Genomic DNA, 15096 nt, shown 5'->3' with positions numbered 1-15096 from the left:
GCTCAGGCGTAGCGCTTCGACTCCAGGAGCCAGTCGAGGTGGGCGCGGGGCGCGGCCAGGTAGGCGCAGGCGACCTTGCTGACGTCCCTGGCCGTCTTGAGGTCGAGATCGTCGAGCGGCAGCCGCAGGGCGGCCTGGCGCATGTCCTGGCAGCGCTCGGCGATCCGGTCGAGCACCCAGGCGGTCGCCTCCCGCTCGCCCAGGTCGAGCTGGCGCATCGCGAGGACGACGAAGTTGTGCGCGTCGCCCCGCTCCTTCGGGCGCGAGGCCACGTCGTTGCACCACGCCGTGACGTCGCTGCAGGCGTTCACGAGCTCCTGCCACGGCCCCGAGGCGTGGAACCAGGCCGGCACCTCCACCCGCAGGCACGGCTCGACCAGGTCGTACAGGTACGGGCCCACCGTCCCCCTGCGCAGCGCCGGGTAGTCCTCCAGGGCCGGCATCCGGCCCGTCGCGCGGTTGTCGGCCTCGGTGCGGCAGGCGTCGTACTGCCGCTGCAGCCCCACCGCGAACCTGGCCCGCCACCGGTCGCTCATCCGCGCGCTGGTCACCCGCCACAGGTCGGCGAAGGCCGCCTCCAGCGGGTGCCGCGCCGTGCCCTTGAGCAGGCCGTGGAAGACGTCCAGCGGGCCGGAGCGCTCGTCCAGCTCATCGTCCAGGTGGAACAGCCAGGTCAGCCACTGCGCGAACAACGCCGCCGCGGCGGCGTCGAACTCGGCGAACGCCCGGCCCGCCATCCGGTGGTAGCCGATCCCCGGATCGGCCCGCAGGCCGGTACGCCTGGCCCAGTCGAGGACGGCGGCCTCGATCGCGTACACGGCGGGATGCATCCGGCACGGCGCCGCCATCGCCGGCACCCGCTCGATCAGCGGCAGCAGCGCCATGGCCGCCGAGGCGCCCCTGCGCGGCAGGGGCAGTACAGAGGTCAGAGCGGAACGCAGCGCGGTGCGCACGGTGGTGCGTACGCTGGCGAACACGGTGGTGGTGGTCATGTGTGCTCACAGGGGTTTCAAAGGGGCTCATGAACGGGACCTGCGCGGCGGGCCGTCACCGCGACGTCGTTCGGGACGTCACTCGGGGCCGTCGCCGGGGGGCTTTCACCGGGGCGTCAAAAAGGCTTCACCGCGAGACCGCGGCCTTCACAGCGGGCCGAAAAGCCAGTTCCCTGCCGCGTTGGGGTCGTCGCTCCGGTAGTAGTCCGAGAACGCGGCCACCAGCTCGGCCACGGTGAGCACCCCCCGCCCGGCCACGTCGAGCCGGTCGAACGCCTCGTCCACATCGTCGTAGGCCACACCGAAGGCGCTCAGCATCGTCCGGAACTCCTTCGGCCCGATCTCGCCGTCGTGGTCGTCGTCGCACAGCTCGGCCACCGCCACCGTCGCCGGGTGGAACACCGGCTCGTACCGGTCGCCGGCGACGAAGGCCAGCGTCATCGCCGTACGGAACTCGGACCGGGTGATGCCGGAGTCGCCGTCGCGCTCCAGCGCCTCCGCCAGGACACACCAGATGCCGTCGAAACCGTCCACGAGGCTCGCCCCGGTGACCGAGGTGGGGGACTCGCCGAATCCCACCAATATGCGGGCGCCCAGCCCCAGCAGGTCCTCACGCTCCACGACGCCGTTCCCGCCCGCGTCGATGTGCTCGAATGCCCGATCCAGCTTGTGATTGAGCAGGTCGATGGCCACTGATGCCTCCCCCGAGACTGACTGCGTTGATCACAGTAGGTCGGGCGCGGCCCTTTGTCAGCGAGGCTCGCACCGGCACTCCCCGTAACCTGTGTGAAACACGGACACGGCATCCTGATAGGAGACCTGTACTGTCTTCACGAGGGGATGCCTTGGACCGCCAGCAGGAGTTCGTGCTCCGCACGCTCGAGGAACGCGACATCCGGTTCATCCGGCTCTGGTTCACTGACGTGCTCGGCTTCCTCAAGTCCGTCGCCATCGCGCCCGCCGAGCTGGAGGGCGCCTTCGCCGAGGGCATCGGGTTCGACGGCTCGGCGATCGAGGGCTTCGCCCGCGTCTACGAGTCCGACATGCTCGCCAAGCCCGACCCGTCGTCGTTCCAGATCCTGCCCTGGCGCAGCGAGGCGCCCGGCTCCGCGCGCATCTTCTGCGACATCCTCATGCCCGACGGCACGCCGTCCCACGCCGACCCGCGCTGGGTGCTCAAGCGCACGCTCGCCAAGTGCGCCGACATGGGCTTCACCTTCTACACCCACCCGGAGATCGAGTTCTTCCTGCTGAAGAACCGTCCCGAGCCGGGCACGCGGCCCGAGCCGATCGACTCCGGCGGCTACTTCGACCACACGCCCCACAGCGCCGGCCACGACTTCCGCCGCCAGGCGATCATGATGCTGGAGTCGATGGGCATCTCCGTCGAGTTCAGCCACCACGAGGGCGCCCCCGGGCAGCAGGAGATCGACCTGCGCTACGCCGACGCGCTCACCACGGCCGACAACATCATGACCTTCCGCCTGGTCATGAAGGAGGTCGCGCTGGAGCAGGGCATCTGGGCCTCGTTCATGCCCAAGCCGTTCACCGAGCACCCGGGCTCCGGCATGCACACCCACATGTCGCTGTTCGAGGGCGACCGCAACGCCTTCCACGAGGCGGGCTCCGACTTCCGGCTGTCCAAGATCGGGCGGTCGTTCATCGCGGGGCTGCTCCGGCACGCCGCCGAGATCACCGCCATCACCAACCAGTGGGTCAACTCCTACAAGCGGCTCTGGGGCGGCGCCGAGGCCATCGCGGGCCAGGGCGGCGAGGCCCCCTCCTACGTGTGCTGGGGCCACAACAACCGCTCGGCGCTCGTCCGGGTGCCGATGTACAAGCCGCACAAGGGCGGCTCGACCCGCATCGAGTTCCGCTCGCTCGACTCGGCGTGCAACCCGTACCTCGCGTTCGCGCTGATCCTGGCGGCCGGGCTGAAGGGCATCGAGGAGGGCTACGAGCTGCCCGCCGCCGCGGAGGACAACGTCTGGACGCTCACCAGCGCCGAGCGGCGCGCCCTCGGCATCCAGCCGCTGCCCGGCTCGCTCGACGAGGCGATCTCGGTCATGGAGCGTAGCGAGCTGGTCGCCGAGACGCTGGGCGAGCACGTCTTCGACTTCTTCCTGCGCAACAAGCGCGCCGAGTGGAACGAGTACCGCCGCACGGTGACCGAGTTCGAGCTCGGCCGCTACCTGCCCATCCTGTAGGCCCATCCGGCAGGCCCGTCCCCGGGGGTCGGACGCCCGTATCAACCGATCGGATGATGCCGTTCGCAGCGTGATGGGCGATGCCGGGCGCAGGCCCGGCGGGAGATCCTCGGGGTATGGCGATCATCGAAGTAGACCGGCTGCGGAAGTCGTACGGCGGCCGGCCCGTGGTGGACGGCGTGTCCTTCGCCGTCGAGGAGGGCGAGATCTTCGGCGTGCTCGGCCCCAACGGGGCCGGCAAGACCACGACCGTCGAATGCGTCGAGGGGCTGCGCGAGCCCGACGCCGGACGGGTACGCGTGGCCGGTCTCGACCCGGCCGCCGACCGCAGGCGGATTACCCCGATCCTCGGCGTCCAGCTCCAGCACAGCGACCTGCAGGACAAACTCACCGTCCGCGAGGTGCTGGAGCTCTACGGCGCCTTCTACCCGCGGCCGGCCGACTGGCGGGGCCTGGCCGAGCGGCTCGGCCTGACCGACCTGCTCGGCCGTCCCTTCGGGAGGCTGTCCGGCGGGCAGAAGCAGCGCCTGTTCATCGCGCTCGCGCTCATCGGCCGCCCGAAGGTCGTGGTGCTCGACGAGCTGACCACGGGCCTCGACCCGCACGCCCGGCGCGACACCTGGGAGCTGATCCGCGGCGTACGGGACGACGGCGTCACCGTCCTGCTGGTCACGCACTTCATGGAGGAGGCGCAGCACCTGTGCGACCGGGTGGCGGTGCTCCGCGCCGGCGCGCTGGCCGCCCTCGACACCCCCGCCGGGCTCATCGGGAGCACCGCGAGCTCCACCGTCATCTCCTTCGTCCCCTCGCGGGAGCTCGACGACGCCGAGCTGGCCGCGCTGCCCGGTGCCCGCACCGTGCAGACGGACGGCGGCCGGCTGGTCGTCACCGGGACCGACGAGACCGCCGAGGCGCTGACGTCCCTGCTCGCGCGCAACGGCATCACGGCGCGCATGCTCCGTGTGGAGAGCGCCACCCTCGACGACGCCTACCTCGACATCACCCGCGACCTCACCCGCCGGGAGTCATGACATGTCCGCATCCGTCGCCGTACTGAAGGCCGAGACGCTGCTGTTCCGCCGCGAGCCCGCCGCCCTGTTCTGGATCGTCGCGTTCCCCGTGCTGCTGCTGGCGGGGCTCGGCCTCGTGCCGTCGTTCCGCGCGGAGGGCTCGGCGCCCGGCGGGGCCCGCGCCGTCGACCTGTACGTCCAGGTGGCCGTCCTGCTCGGCATGGTCATGGCCGGGCTCCAGTCCCTGCCGCCGACCCTCACCGGGTACCGCGAGAAGGGCATCCTGCGCCGCATGTCCACCACACCGGTACGCCCCTCGGCGCTGCTCGCCGCCCAGGTGATCGTGCACGGCGCCGCGGCGCTGGCCGGCGGGCTCCTCGTCATCGCGGTGGGCCGCCTCCTGTACGGCGTCGCCCTTCCCGCCAACCTGCCCGCCTACACGGTGACGCTCGTGCTCGCCGTGCTCGTCGCCCTGGTCGCCGGGGGGCTCATCGCCGCGCTCACGCGTACGGCCAAGGCGTGCACCACCGCGGCCACGATCATCTTCTTCCCCACGGCGTTCACGGCGGGCGTGTACGTTCCGGTTCAGGCCATGCCGGAGCCCCTGCGGGAGGTCGTGGAGCTCACACCGTTCGGCGCGGCCGCGCAGGCCCTCGGGCAGGCGGCCGCCGGCGACTGGCCGGAGCCGGCGCACGTGGCGGTCATGCTGGTGTGGATGACGGTGCTGGCGGGCGCGTCCGCTCGCTGGTTCCGCTGGGAATGAGCGGGACGGGGTGGGGCCGGATGGTGGACGGCACGTCGATCGACGTCCCCGAGCGCGCGGAAGCCGCCGCCGATGCGGCTGCCTTACCCGCCTCGAACGTGCCCGGTGACGGCACGGCGAACGCGTCATGGCGGCGATGGTGGCTGAACGGCGGGCCGTACGTGCTGCTGGGCCTGGGCGCGGCGGTCGCGATCGTCAGCGCGGACGCGCTGATGACCCCCGGGGAGACCCGCGCCGCCGCCGCGCTGATGGCGGGGGCGCTGGCGCTCCAGGTGTGGTGGAGCCTCCACGGCAGGCGGCAACGCCCGCACGGCCCGGCGCCCCGGCTCTACTACCTCCTGCGGTGGACGCTCGGCTTCGCGCTCACCTGGTGCAACCCGGTCTTCGGCATCTACGCGCTGCTCGGCTACCTCGACGCCGACCTGCTGCTGCCCCGCCCCCTGGTACGCCCCGCGCTGTTCGCCACCGCGGTCACCATGGCCGCCTCCAACGTCGGCGGCCTGCCGCCGGCCGAGGGCGTGCACTGGCTGGCGTTCGCCGGGTTGCTGGCCCTGCACTCCGGCCTCGCGCTCGGCTTCGACCGGGTGGCGGCCAAGGAGGCCGAGCACACCGCGGCGAAGGCGGCGGCCATGGAGGAGCTGCGGCAGGCCAACGCCCGGCTCGCCCAGGCGCTGCGGGAGAACGCCGGCCTGCACGCCCAGCTCATCCTCCAGGCCAGGGAGGCCGGCGTCGCCGACGAGCGCCGGCGGCTGGCCGCCGAGATCCACGACACTCTCGCGCAGGGACTGACCGGCATCGTCACCCAGCTCCAGGCGGCGGCCGACAGCGCCGACCCCGCCGCCGTCCGCGACCACATCGACCGCGCATCCGCCCTGGCCCGGCAGAGTCTGGGGGAGGCCCGCCGCTCCGTCCGCGACCTCGGCCCCGGCCAGCTGGAGCACGACCCCCTGCCCACGGCGCTGGAGAAGATCGTCGCAGCCTGGTCGGCCGAGACGGGCGTCGAGGGCCGGTTCACCGTCACCGGTGCCGCCGAGCCGCTGCACGACGAGGTGGAGGCCGCGCTGCTGCGCATCGCGCAGGAGGCGCTGGCCAACGTCGCCCGCCACGCCGGAGCGCGGCGGACCGGGGTCACGCTGTCGTACATGGACGACGAGGTCAGCCTGGACGTCCGCGACGACGGGCGCGGCTTCGACCCGCGCAACCCTCCCGCGCGCGGCGACACCGGCGGCTTCGGCCTCGGCGGCATGCGGGCCCGCGCCGAACGGGTCGGTGGCGCCCTCGTCGTCGAGTCCGAGCCGGGTCTCGGCACCGCCCTGTCCGCCCGAGTACCTTTGGTGCGCCATGACTGAGCCCTCCACGTCCCCCATCACCCTGGTCATCGCCGACGACCACCCCGTCGTCCGGCACGGCCTGCGCAGCCTCTTCGAGTCCTCGCCCGGCTTCGCCGTGCTGGGCGAGGCCGCCGACGGGGTGGAGGCGGTCGAGCTGGTGGCCCGCCTCGACCCCGACGTGGTGCTGATGGACCTGCGCATGCCCGGCGGCGGTGGCGTGGCGGCGATCGCGGAGCTGTCCCGCCGCGCCGCGCGGGCCAGGGTGCTCGTGCTCACCACGTACGACACCGACTCCGACACCCTGCCGGCGATCGAGGCGGGCGCGACCGGCTACCTGCTCAAGGACGCTCCGCGTGACGACCTGTTCGGCGCCGTGCGGGCCGCCGCCGAGGGCCGCACGGTGCTGTCGCCGGCCATCGCCGCCCGGCTGGTCTCCCGGGTGCGGGCCCCCGGCAACGACACGCTGAGCGGCCGCGAACGCGACGTGCTGCGTCTCGTCGCCAAGGGGTCGTCCAACCGGGAGATCGCCGCGGAGCTGTTCGTCAGCGAGGCCACCGTCAAGAGCCACCTCACCCACATCTACGGCAAGCTCGGCGCGAAGGACCGCGCCGCAGCCGTCGCCATCGCCTACGACCGGGGCATCCTCGGCTGAGGCCGGCGCTCACCCGTGGCACGCGCGGGCCTCGATGGGCGGGGAGGATCAGTCGGCTCTCGGCGGGGCGGGGGCGCGGGAGTCGTCGAAGACGATGGCCTCCAGCAGGCACGCCTCGGCCCGGTCGATGACGCGCGCCCCGGCCGCCGGGGCATGGTCGCCGTTCTTGACCCGCGCCAGCAGGCTCTCCCAGCGGCGGCGGTGGCGGTCGAACGTCCGCGCGGGCACCATCCGGCCGCGCGCCACCTGCCCGGCCAGCGCCTCGTCCGCGGGCGCGTCCAGCAGGAGCAGGTGGAGGCTCGCGCCGTGCAGGCGCGCCAGCCCGGCGAACCAGTAGAGCACGTGCCTGCCGCAGCCGCGCTGGTGGGCGATCACCGCGTGACCGCCGGCCAGGGCCCGGCGGATGTGCTTCACGTGGGTGGCGAAGATGAAGACGCGGCGCACCCGATAGGGGGCCCAGGTGAGCCTGTCGTCCCACTGCCGCCGGGCCTGCGAGGAGTCGATCACCACGGTGGTGCCGGCGGTGACGGGCAGGCGCTCCACGTCGGGGCCGTACAGGCGGCGCAGCAACGTGGTCTTGCCCGCGCCGGGGAGCCCCGTCAGGATCACCAGGGATCCCGGAGGAAACCTCAACCTCGCGCCGTGCACAGGCTCACCCCCGCATGATCCGCCGTCCGGCCCCGCCGCGTCAGCATAGGCCCCCATGCCCCCCAGCCTCACCGACTTCGCGCCAAGACGCGCACTCCCGCTCATCGGGGCGCCAGACGGGCGCTCAGCTCGGCCACCGTCCGGCGCAGCTCGACCAGCTCCGCCGTGACCTGGGCGAGCTCGGCCTCGGTACGGCGGTCCGCGGCGGCCGTGCGCTCGAACCGCTCGACGAACCATGAGGCGATGGCCGCGGTCACCACGCCCAGCAGGGCGATCCCGGCGATCATCAGGCCCGCGGCGACCAGCCTGCCCTCGCCGGTGACGGGGAAGCGGTCGCCGTACCCGACGGTGGTCATCGTGACGAGGGACCACCACAGGGCGTCGCCGATCGTCTCGATGTTGGCGTCCGGGGCGCCGCGTTCGACGTCGAGGACCGCGACGCTGCCGACGAGGCCGAGGAAGACGGCGGTGCCGCCGACGTACACGACGGCGCGTACGCGCAGCGGCAGGCGTACGCGCTCGGCGACGACCTGCACCAGGAGCAGCGCGCGCAGCACCAGAGCGGGCGCAGCAGCGGGAGCAGCACGACCAGGAGCGCGGGGACGTTCCTGAGCACGAAGCTCAGGCGGCGCGGGGCCAGGACGAGGCGGATCAGGTAGTCGGCGGTGAACAGGGCCCAGCAGACGACCTGCAGGTGCCAGAGCGCCACGTGAGCGGGGGTGGGCAGGCCGGGGGCGAGCACGGGGACCGCCCAGCCGAGTAAGAAACCCGTGCCGATGGCGATGAGCGCGACTCTGGTGCGGCGCTCCCAGGAGGTCAGCCGGTCCATGCCGACAGTCTGCGCCACCCACCCTCGATGGCGCCGCCCTTCACCGAAGCGTTCTGCCTGCCTGCGCGGGCGGAATTGGCGGATTGGTCGCGGGGGTGGGGAAGGCGGGATAAGGTACTGCCGACGCCTTGATCGGCCTCACCTCCGCCAGCGGTGCGGGGTGAGGCCGATTTTCGTTGCTTCTGACCCTCGCGTCACGTCCGGGCGACGGCCGGCTTGTAGCTTCGCGGTGTCCGTCGTGACCGGTCGCCCCAGGCCGGGGTCGGGAAGTTTCGGGCCCCTCAGTGGCGTTATGGAGGAGTGTCGAGCGGACGCGGGACCCCCAGCACTCAGGCAATCCCGGCGTCGAGTAAAATCGGCCTGTTCTTTATCTAAATTTCCGGACTTATCGTCTTATGTGGCGATGGAGGAGGGTGAGGCATGACGACGGCTGCCCTGCAGACCGTGTTGACCGTTCCTCAGCGTTTCCGTGGTCCCGTCGGCGTCGCCAACGGCGGCTGGATCGCGGGCGCCATGGCGGAGGCGTTGAACGGCGGTCGATCAGCCGTCGAGGTCACGCTCCACGCCCCCACGCCGCTCGAGACCGAGCTGCGGCTGGAGCACCTGGCCAACTCCGTGTCCCTTTCCCACGGCGACCAGCTCCTCGTCGAGGCCATCCCCGTGGCCGAGGACCTGGAGGGGCCCGGGTTCGTGCCGTTCACCGACGCGGCCAAGGCCGAGGCTGGGTTCGTGGGCCTGAAGGCCCACCCGTTCGCCGAGTGCTTCGCCTGCGGCATGCGCGAGCCCGGTGACGGCCTGCGCATCTTCCCCGGCCCGGTGGCGGGCACCGACCTGGTCGCGGCCGGGTGGCGGGTGCCGTTCACGGTGACCGGCGACGACGGCGTGCCCGCCTCGATCGTGGGCGCCGTGCTCGACTGCATCACCGGCTGGGCCCACTTCGGGCCGGGCGAGACCGCGCTGCTCGGCCGGCTCGCGCTGCAGATCCACCGTCCGGTCCTGCCCGGCGGCCGCTACTCCGTGGTGGCCCGCCCGACCGGCCGCGACGGCCGCAAGATGTTCGGGCAGAGCGCCATCTACGAGATGGACGGCACGCTGGTGGCCGCCGGCCGCGCCACCTGGATCGCCCCGCGCTGACCTCCTCTTCTTCCGCGAGGCCCCCGGATGCCCCCGGGGGCCTCGCGCTTTCGGTACGCGCTCAGGCGGCGTCCGACGTGAGGCGATCGACGACGGTGGCGACGCAACGTTCGTCGAACAGGATCGTGTAGTGGTTGCAGCCGGGCACCACCTCGTCCCGCAGCCCCGGCAGCCGCTCCGCCCAGGGGCGGGCCAGGTCGTCCGGCAGCAGGCCGGGAGTCTGGTCGAGCAGCCCGCGCGGCGCCCGCAGCAGGCGCAGCGGCGCGGTGATCGACGTCAGCGCGGCCGCGATGGCCTCCGGCTCCAGCCACATCCAGCGGCCGTCCTCCATCACCGCCTCCCCGACGGCCCGCGACCGCAGCGCGCCCTCCGGCCCCGTCAGGTCGTAGCGGACGTACGCCTCCACGTCGGCGTTCCACTGCCGGGCGGCGAAGGCCGGATGCGCCTTCCAGAAGTCCACGTACGCCTCCGCCGAGGGGAACGTCCTGCTCAGCCGTTCCAGCGCCGGGCCCAGCGTGGCCGCCAGCGCCGCGTCCGGGTCGGCGCCCTCGGGCAGCGGCAGCGGGAGGCCCCCGTCCACGAGCACCACGCGGGCGAAAGCGCGCCGCGCACCTGCCAGGGCCGCCACGTACGCGCCCATCGAATGGCCGGTCAGCACCGCGTCCGGGCCCGCTCCGACGTGGTCGGCCACGCGCAGCACGTCCTCGGCGTGCCGGGGCAGGCCGTACGGGCCGGGCAGGGACGCGCTGTGCCCGCGCCCGCGCAGGTCCATCGCGACCAGCGACCATCCCTCCGGCAGGCGCCGGCCCACGGCGGCCCAGGCCATCAGCGAGGCCGAGATGCCGTGGACCGCGATGATCACGCGTGGACCGGTGCCGAACGTGGCGATCCGCCGGCCGTCCACCTCGTCGAATCTGAGACTCATGAGCGGAGCTTAGGACGGTGCGCCGGGACGGTGGGAGAGGAGCGTAGGGCAGTCCGGATAAAACGGGATAATTGCCGACATGCGGATCACTGTCATCGAACACGAGGCCGAGGCCGGGCTCGGCTACCTCGCCGGTTGGCTGCGGCTGGAGTACGACGTCGTCCGGCCGTACCTGGGGGACGAGGTGCCCGAGCGGGCGGCGGACGGGCTCATCGTGCTCGGGGGCGCGGCGGCCGCCTGGGAGGACGAGCGCAGCCCCTGGCAGCCCGCCACCCGCGACCTGCTGCGCCGCGCCGTCGAGGAGTCGACCCCCACGCTGGCCGTCTGCCTGGGCGCGCAGCTGCTCACCATGGCCTGCGGCGGGACGGTGGAGCGCGGCGCCAACGGTCTGGAGGTGGGGTTGCGCGAGGTGGTCGCGCTGCCCGCCGCCGCCTCCGACCGCCTGCTGTCAGGCGTCGGTACGGCCGTCGCCGTCCAGTACCACGAGGACGCCATCACCCGCCTGCCCGAGGGCGCGGTGCCGCTCATGACGGGCTCCCAGTACCCGAACCAGGCGTACCGGCTCGGTGAGGCGGCCTGGGCCGTACAGTTCCACCCGGAGGCCACCCCGGACATCTTCGCCTCCTGGACGGCCTCCTCGGATCTGGAGGGGGCCGCCGACCTCGACGCCGAGGTCAAGGCCGCCGAGGACCGCCTGACCGGCACCTGGCGCCCGGTGGCCGAGGCGTTCGCGAACGTCATCAGAGACCGCGCCGCCCCCGCTCCCCGGCCCCGCTGACCGCGACCGTGATCCGCATGGGCTGAGCGCCCGCCCCGAACGCCCGGGCTTTTCGCCATGCGCCGCGCCGTCGCGGTCAGGAGCGGGGGGCGCGGACGGCGGCGGAGGCGTGGTGGTCGAGGGGGCGGCGGTGGGTGAGGGCGTGGGCCAAGGCGTGGACGCCGCCGAGGACCAGCGGGAATGCGACGAGCGCGGTCGCGGTGGCCGGGCCCGCGGGCGCCGGCACCTCAGCCTCGCGTAGCCGCCGCCACGCCCACAGCGCGTACGGGATCACGACCAGAGGGGCGGTCACCGCGCCCGGTGTGTAGCCGCGGGTCACCGCGACCTGAGCCAGATGGCCGGCGCCGTGCCAGCCGAACCCGGCCAGCACCGCCTGGAACGTCGCGCTGCGCCCGCCCGTACGCGCGCCCATCGCGGCGGCCCCCGCGATGACGCCGCCCATGAGGCCGATGGCCGTGTTCACATGGCGTTGCGACTGGTCCAGCCGCTCCCACGGCGCCCACGGCAGGTGGCGTTCTAGCCGGGGCCGCGCCCGGCGCGTCCAGCCCGCCATCGTGGCCAGCTCCTCGGCGTCGTGCACCGCCCACGCGGCCAGCAACCCCCACGCCACCGCCGCCGGAACCCGCCCCGGCGGCGAGGGTTCCCGCCGTGCCGGTGAAAGGCGTGCCGTCGGAAGCTGGCGTGCCGGCGGGGGAGGCGTCGGGGAGGCCCGGCGCTTCGACCATGGTGGCGAGCCGCTGCTCGCGCTCGCCTTGCCGGCCGGCTGCCCCAGTCGGATCGGGGTCATCTCCTGCCCTCCTCGAAAGAATGCAACGCAACGTTGCGTTGTAATGGTAAGGGACGGCGTGGCGGATCGCGAGGGGGCTGTCAAGATGGAGGGGTGCCCAGGATCGAATCCACCGCGGCCAGGTTCGCCAAGCTCGGCTTCGCCGACGGAGCCAGGGCCGCTCAGCTCGTCCGTCAGTCCGGGGCCGACCTGGACCACGTCCTGGACGCCCTGGTCGACGTGGCCGACCCCGATCTGGCGCTGGTCTCGCTGATCCGCCTGGCCGAGCGCGAGCCGGCCGTCCTCGCCACGATCCGCCACGACCCGGGGCTGCGTTCCAGGCTCTTCGCCGTCCTCGGCGTCAGCGCCGCGCTCGGCGAGCACCTCGTCCGCCATCCCGGCCAGGTGGCCCTGCTGGCCGAGCCGCGCCCCGGCGACGCGCGGGCCGAGCTGCTGCGCGCCGTCGGAGCCGAGCCCGGCGAGGACGAGCCGCGCGCCACCGCCCCCGACCCGCTGGTGGCGCTGCGCGTGGCCTACCGCGGCAGGGTGCTCCACCTGGCCGCCCGCGATCTCACCGGGCAGGTCGCGCTGGCGGAGGTCACCTCCGAGCTGTCCGACCTCGCCGGGGCCGCGCTGGAGGCCGCCCTGGCCATCGCCCGCACCGAGGTGGAGGCCGCCGACGTCAGGTTCGCGGTGATCGGGATGGGCAAGTGCGGCGCCAGGGAGCTCAACTACATCAGCGACGTCGACGTGATCTTCGTGGCGGAGCCGCGCGAGGGCGCCGACGAGGACAAGGCGCTGCGCGCCGCCACCCGGCTGGCCCAGGCCATGACGCGGGCCTGCAGCGCGACCACCTCCGAGGGCTCGCTGTGGGAGGTGGACGCCGGGCTGCGCCCGGAGGGCCGTTCGGGGCCGCTGGTGCGCACGCTCGCCAGCCACCTCGCCTACTACCGCCGCTGGGCCAAGACGTGGGAGTTCCAGGCGCTGCTCAAGGCCCGCCCGGTGGCGGGCGACCTGGAGCTCGGCGCCGCGTACGTCGAGGCCGTCAACGAGCTGGTCTGGTCGGCGGCCACCCGCGAGGACTTCGTCGAGGACGTGCAGGCCATGCGCCGCCGGGTCGAGGCGCACGTGCGGGCCGAGGGGGAGCGGCAGCTCAAGCTGGGCCCCGGCGGGCTGCGCGACATCGAGTTCGCGGTGCAGCTGCTGCAGCTCGTGCACGGCCGGCTCGACCCGCTGCTGCGCCGCAGGGCCACCCTCCCGGCGCTGGCCGCGCTCTCCCGTGGCGGTTACGTCGGGCGCGACGACTCCAAGAGCCTCGCGGAGGCGTACGCGTTCCTGCGCCAGGTCGAGCACCTGCTGCAGCTGCACCGGCTGCGGCGCACCCACCTGGTGCCCACCGAGGAGGCCGATCTGCGCCGGCTGGGCCGCGCGCTCGGCATGCAGACCGACCCGGTGGGGGAGTTCACGGCCCGGTGGCGGCGGCACGCGATGGAGGCGCGGCGGCTGCACGAGAAGCTGTTCTACCGGCCGCTGCTGCAGGCCGTCGCGCGGCTGCCCGAGTCGGAGGCGCGCCTGTCGCCCAGGGCCGCCGAGGCCCGGCTGGAGGCCCTCGGCTACGTCGACCCCACGGGCGCGCTGCGCCACCTCGCGAGCCTGACCACGGGGGTGTCGCGGCGGGCCGCGATCCAGCGCACGCTGCTGCCGGTCATGCTCGGCTGGTTCGCCGACACGCCCGATCCGGACGCCGCGCTGCTCGGGTTCCGGCAGGTCAGCGACAGGCTCGGCAGCACGCCGTGGTATCTGCGGCTGCTGCGCGACGAGACCGCCGTCGCCGCCCGGATGGCCCGCGTCCTCGGCACCAGCCGCTACGCCACCGGCCTGCTCATGCACGCCCCCGAGGCGGTCGCCATGCTCGGCTCCGACGAGGAGCTGGCCGTACGCTCGCGCGAGTCGCTGCTCGGCGAGGCGTCCGCGGCGGTGTCGCGGCACGCGGGAAACCCCGAGACCGCCGTCACGGCCGTGCGGGCGCTGCGGCGCAAGGAGCTGTTCCGCACCGCCGTGGCCGACATCTCGGGGCTCATCGACATCGAGGCCGTCGGGGCCGCGCTGTCGCAGCTCAACGACGTCACCCTGCAGGCCGCGCTCGGCGCCGCCCTCAGCAAGGCCGGCGACGTCACCACGTTCGCGATCATCGCCATGGGCAGGCTCGGCGGCATGGAGTGCTCGTACGCCAGCGACGCCGACGTGATGTTCGTCCACTCGCCGCGGCCGGGGGCCGACGAGCGCGAGGCCACGAACGCCGCGTACGCGGTGGCCAACGAGCTGCGCCGGCTGCTGTCGCTGCCCGCGCCCGACCCGCCGCTCATCATCGACCCCGACCTGCGTCCGGAGGGCCGGCAGGGTCCGCTGGTGCGCACGCTGGCCTCCTACCGCGCCTACTACGCCCGCTGGTCGTCGCCGTGGGAGTCGCAGGCGCTGCTGCGCGCCCGGTTCTCGGCCGGTGACGCCGAGCTCGGGGCGGCGTTCACCCGGATGGCCGACGAGCTGCGCTATCCGCGCGGCGGGCTGCCCGACGACGCGGTCAGGGAGATCAGGCGGCTCAAGGCCCGCATGGAGGCCGAACGCCTGCCGCGCGGCGCCGACCCCGCCCTGCACACCAAGCTGGGCCCCGGCGGGCTGTCCGACGTGGAGTGGGTGGCCCAGCTGCTGCAGCTGCGCCACGCCGGCACGGTGCCGTCGCTGCGCACCACCCGTACGCTCGACGCGCTGCGCGCGGCCGTGGCCGAGGAGCTGCTCGCCCCGGCCGACGAGGCGGTGCTCGCCGAGGCGTGGCGCTTCGCCTCCCGCATCAGAGACGCGCTCATGCTGGTCAAGGGCCGGCCGGGCGACAGCGTGCCGCGCGACTCGGGGGAGCGCAAGCTGATCGCGCGGACGCTCGGCTACCCGCCCGACGGCTCGGAGGACTTCCTCGACGACTACCGGCGGGTCACCCGCCGGGCCCGCCGGGTGGTGGAGCGCGTCTTCTACGGCGACTGATCGTGCGGCTGATCGTTGCGGCGCC

The 15096-nt window shown here is 73.7% G+C and carries 14 protein-coding genes; 8 read left to right on the top strand and 6 right to left on the bottom strand.

Features of this window, described 5'->3' with window-relative positions:
• Nucleotides 1–2: 2 nt before the first annotated feature.
• Together ACIBP6_RS18965 and ACIBP6_RS18960 are read right to left on the bottom strand one after the other, a co-directional pair.
• Nucleotides 3–992, bottom strand: coding sequence for a terpene synthase family protein (locus ACIBP6_RS18965; RefSeq protein ID WP_397053725.1), 990 nt, complete (start codon nucleotides 990–992; stop codon nucleotides 3–5).
• Between the two features lie 147 nt (nucleotides 993–1139).
• The gene (locus tag ACIBP6_RS18960; protein WP_397053723.1) at nucleotides 1140–1685 is read right to left on the bottom strand and encodes an EF-hand domain-containing protein; all 546 of its coding nucleotides are present in this window, start codon (nucleotides 1683–1685) and stop codon (nucleotides 1140–1142) included.
• A 152-nt stretch (nucleotides 1686–1837) separates the two neighbouring features.
• On the opposite strand from ACIBP6_RS18960, the gene ACIBP6_RS18955 reads away from it, so the two are divergent.
• The 5 genes from ACIBP6_RS18955 (at nucleotide 1838) to ACIBP6_RS18935 (ending at nucleotide 6955) form a co-directional block, all read left to right on the top strand.
• Nucleotides 1838–3199 (top strand): glutamine synthetase family protein, encoded by a 1362-nt coding sequence (locus ACIBP6_RS18955; RefSeq protein WP_132621989.1) that lies wholly within the window; start codon nucleotides 1838–1840, stop codon nucleotides 3197–3199.
• A gap of 116 nt (nucleotides 3200–3315) precedes the next feature.
• Nucleotides 3316–4230: an ABC transporter ATP-binding protein gene (locus tag ACIBP6_RS18950; protein ID WP_397053721.1), complete on the top strand. Its 915-nt coding sequence runs from the start codon at nucleotides 3316–3318 to the stop codon at nucleotides 4228–4230.
• Between the two features lies 1 nt (nucleotide 4231).
• Nucleotides 4232–4972, top strand: a complete 741-nt coding sequence (locus tag ACIBP6_RS18945; RefSeq protein ID WP_397053719.1) for an ABC transporter permease — start codon at nucleotides 4232–4234, stop codon at nucleotides 4970–4972.
• A 20-nt stretch (nucleotides 4973–4992) separates the two neighbouring features.
• Nucleotides 4993–6321, top strand: coding sequence for a sensor histidine kinase (locus tag ACIBP6_RS18940; RefSeq protein WP_397053717.1), 1329 nt, complete (start codon nucleotides 4993–4995; stop codon nucleotides 6319–6321).
• Nucleotides 6314–6955 (top strand): response regulator, encoded by a 642-nt coding sequence (locus ACIBP6_RS18935; RefSeq protein ID WP_397053715.1) that lies wholly within the window; start codon nucleotides 6314–6316, stop codon nucleotides 6953–6955. The genes ACIBP6_RS18940 and ACIBP6_RS18935 overlap by 8 nt, the downstream gene beginning before the upstream one ends.
• A 48-nt stretch (nucleotides 6956–7003) precedes the next feature.
• Here the strand turns inward: ACIBP6_RS18935 and ACIBP6_RS18930 are convergent, their stop codons facing one another.
• On the bottom strand, nucleotides 7004–7564 hold the full coding sequence (locus ACIBP6_RS18930) for an AAA family ATPase (RefSeq protein WP_397053713.1): 561 nt from the start codon (nucleotides 7562–7564) through the stop codon (nucleotides 7004–7006).
• Nucleotides 7565–7704: 140 nt separating this feature from the next.
• A complete protein-coding gene (locus ACIBP6_RS18925) occupies nucleotides 7705–8160 on the bottom strand; it encodes a potassium channel family protein (RefSeq protein ID WP_397053711.1) in 456 nt (151 codons plus the stop codon).
• Between the two features lie 692 nt (nucleotides 8161–8852).
• On the opposite strand from ACIBP6_RS18925, the gene ACIBP6_RS18920 reads away from it, so the two are divergent.
• Nucleotides 8853–9566, top strand: coding sequence for a PaaI family thioesterase (locus ACIBP6_RS18920; RefSeq protein WP_132623758.1), 714 nt, complete (start codon nucleotides 8853–8855; stop codon nucleotides 9564–9566).
• Between the two features lie 61 nt (nucleotides 9567–9627).
• Here the strand turns inward: ACIBP6_RS18920 and ACIBP6_RS18915 are convergent, their stop codons facing one another.
• Nucleotides 9628–10491, bottom strand: coding sequence for an alpha/beta fold hydrolase (locus ACIBP6_RS18915; protein ID WP_397053709.1), 864 nt, complete (start codon nucleotides 10489–10491; stop codon nucleotides 9628–9630).
• Nucleotides 10492–10570: 79 nt separating this feature from the next.
• Between ACIBP6_RS18915 and ACIBP6_RS18910 the strand changes: the two genes are divergently transcribed.
• The gene (locus tag ACIBP6_RS18910; RefSeq protein WP_397053707.1) at nucleotides 10571–11269 is read left to right on the top strand and encodes a type 1 glutamine amidotransferase; all 699 of its coding nucleotides are present in this window, start codon (nucleotides 10571–10573) and stop codon (nucleotides 11267–11269) included.
• A gap of 76 nt (nucleotides 11270–11345) precedes the next feature.
• On the opposite strand, the gene ACIBP6_RS18905 is transcribed toward ACIBP6_RS18910, so the two are convergent.
• The gene (locus ACIBP6_RS18905; RefSeq protein ID WP_397053705.1) at nucleotides 11346–11879 is read right to left on the bottom strand and encodes an HXXEE domain-containing protein; all 534 of its coding nucleotides are present in this window, start codon (nucleotides 11877–11879) and stop codon (nucleotides 11346–11348) included.
• 270 nt (nucleotides 11880–12149) lie between these two features.
• Between ACIBP6_RS18905 and ACIBP6_RS18900 the strand changes: the two genes are divergently transcribed.
• The gene (locus ACIBP6_RS18900) at nucleotides 12150–15071 is read left to right on the top strand and encodes a bifunctional [glutamine synthetase] adenylyltransferase/[glutamine synthetase]-adenylyl-L-tyrosine phosphorylase (protein WP_397053703.1); all 2922 of its coding nucleotides are present in this window, start codon (nucleotides 12150–12152) and stop codon (nucleotides 15069–15071) included.
• Nucleotides 15072–15096: the final 25 nt, after the last annotated feature.

This window comes from Nonomuraea terrae (genome assembly GCF_044465245.1).
GTDB classification, from domain to species: Bacteria; Actinomycetota; Actinomycetes; order Streptosporangiales; family Streptosporangiaceae; genus Nonomuraea; species Nonomuraea terrae.
Note: the sequence above shows the minus strand (reverse complement) of the source record. Positions and strands in the feature narration are given on the sequence as shown.

What these genes read in the sequence shown, in the direction of transcription:
- ACIBP6_RS18950 (WP_397053721.1), top strand. Translation starts at nt 3,316, where the DNA reads ATGGCGATCATCGAAGTAGACCGGCTGCGGAAGTCGTACGGCGGCCGG.
- ACIBP6_RS18910 (WP_397053707.1), top strand. Translation starts at nt 10,571, where the DNA reads ATGCGGATCACTGTCATCGAACACGAGGCCGAGGCCGGGCTCGGCTAC.
- ACIBP6_RS18915 (WP_397053709.1), bottom strand. Translation starts at nt 10,491, where the DNA reads ATGAGTCTCAGATTCGACGAGGTGGACGGCCGGCGGATCGCCACGTTC.
- ACIBP6_RS18965 (WP_397053725.1), bottom strand. Translation starts at nt 992, where the DNA reads ATGACCACCACCACCGTGTTCGCCAGCGTACGCACCACCGTGCGCACC.
- ACIBP6_RS18940 (WP_397053717.1), top strand. Translation starts at nt 4,993, where the DNA reads ATGGTGGACGGCACGTCGATCGACGTCCCCGAGCGCGCGGAAGCCGCC.
- ACIBP6_RS18945 (WP_397053719.1), top strand. Translation starts at nt 4,232, where the DNA reads ATGTCCGCATCCGTCGCCGTACTGAAGGCCGAGACGCTGCTGTTCCGC.
- ACIBP6_RS18920 (WP_132623758.1), top strand. Translation starts at nt 8,853, where the DNA reads ATGACGACGGCTGCCCTGCAGACCGTGTTGACCGTTCCTCAGCGTTTC.
- ACIBP6_RS18935 (WP_397053715.1), top strand. Translation starts at nt 6,314, where the DNA reads ATGACTGAGCCCTCCACGTCCCCCATCACCCTGGTCATCGCCGACGAC.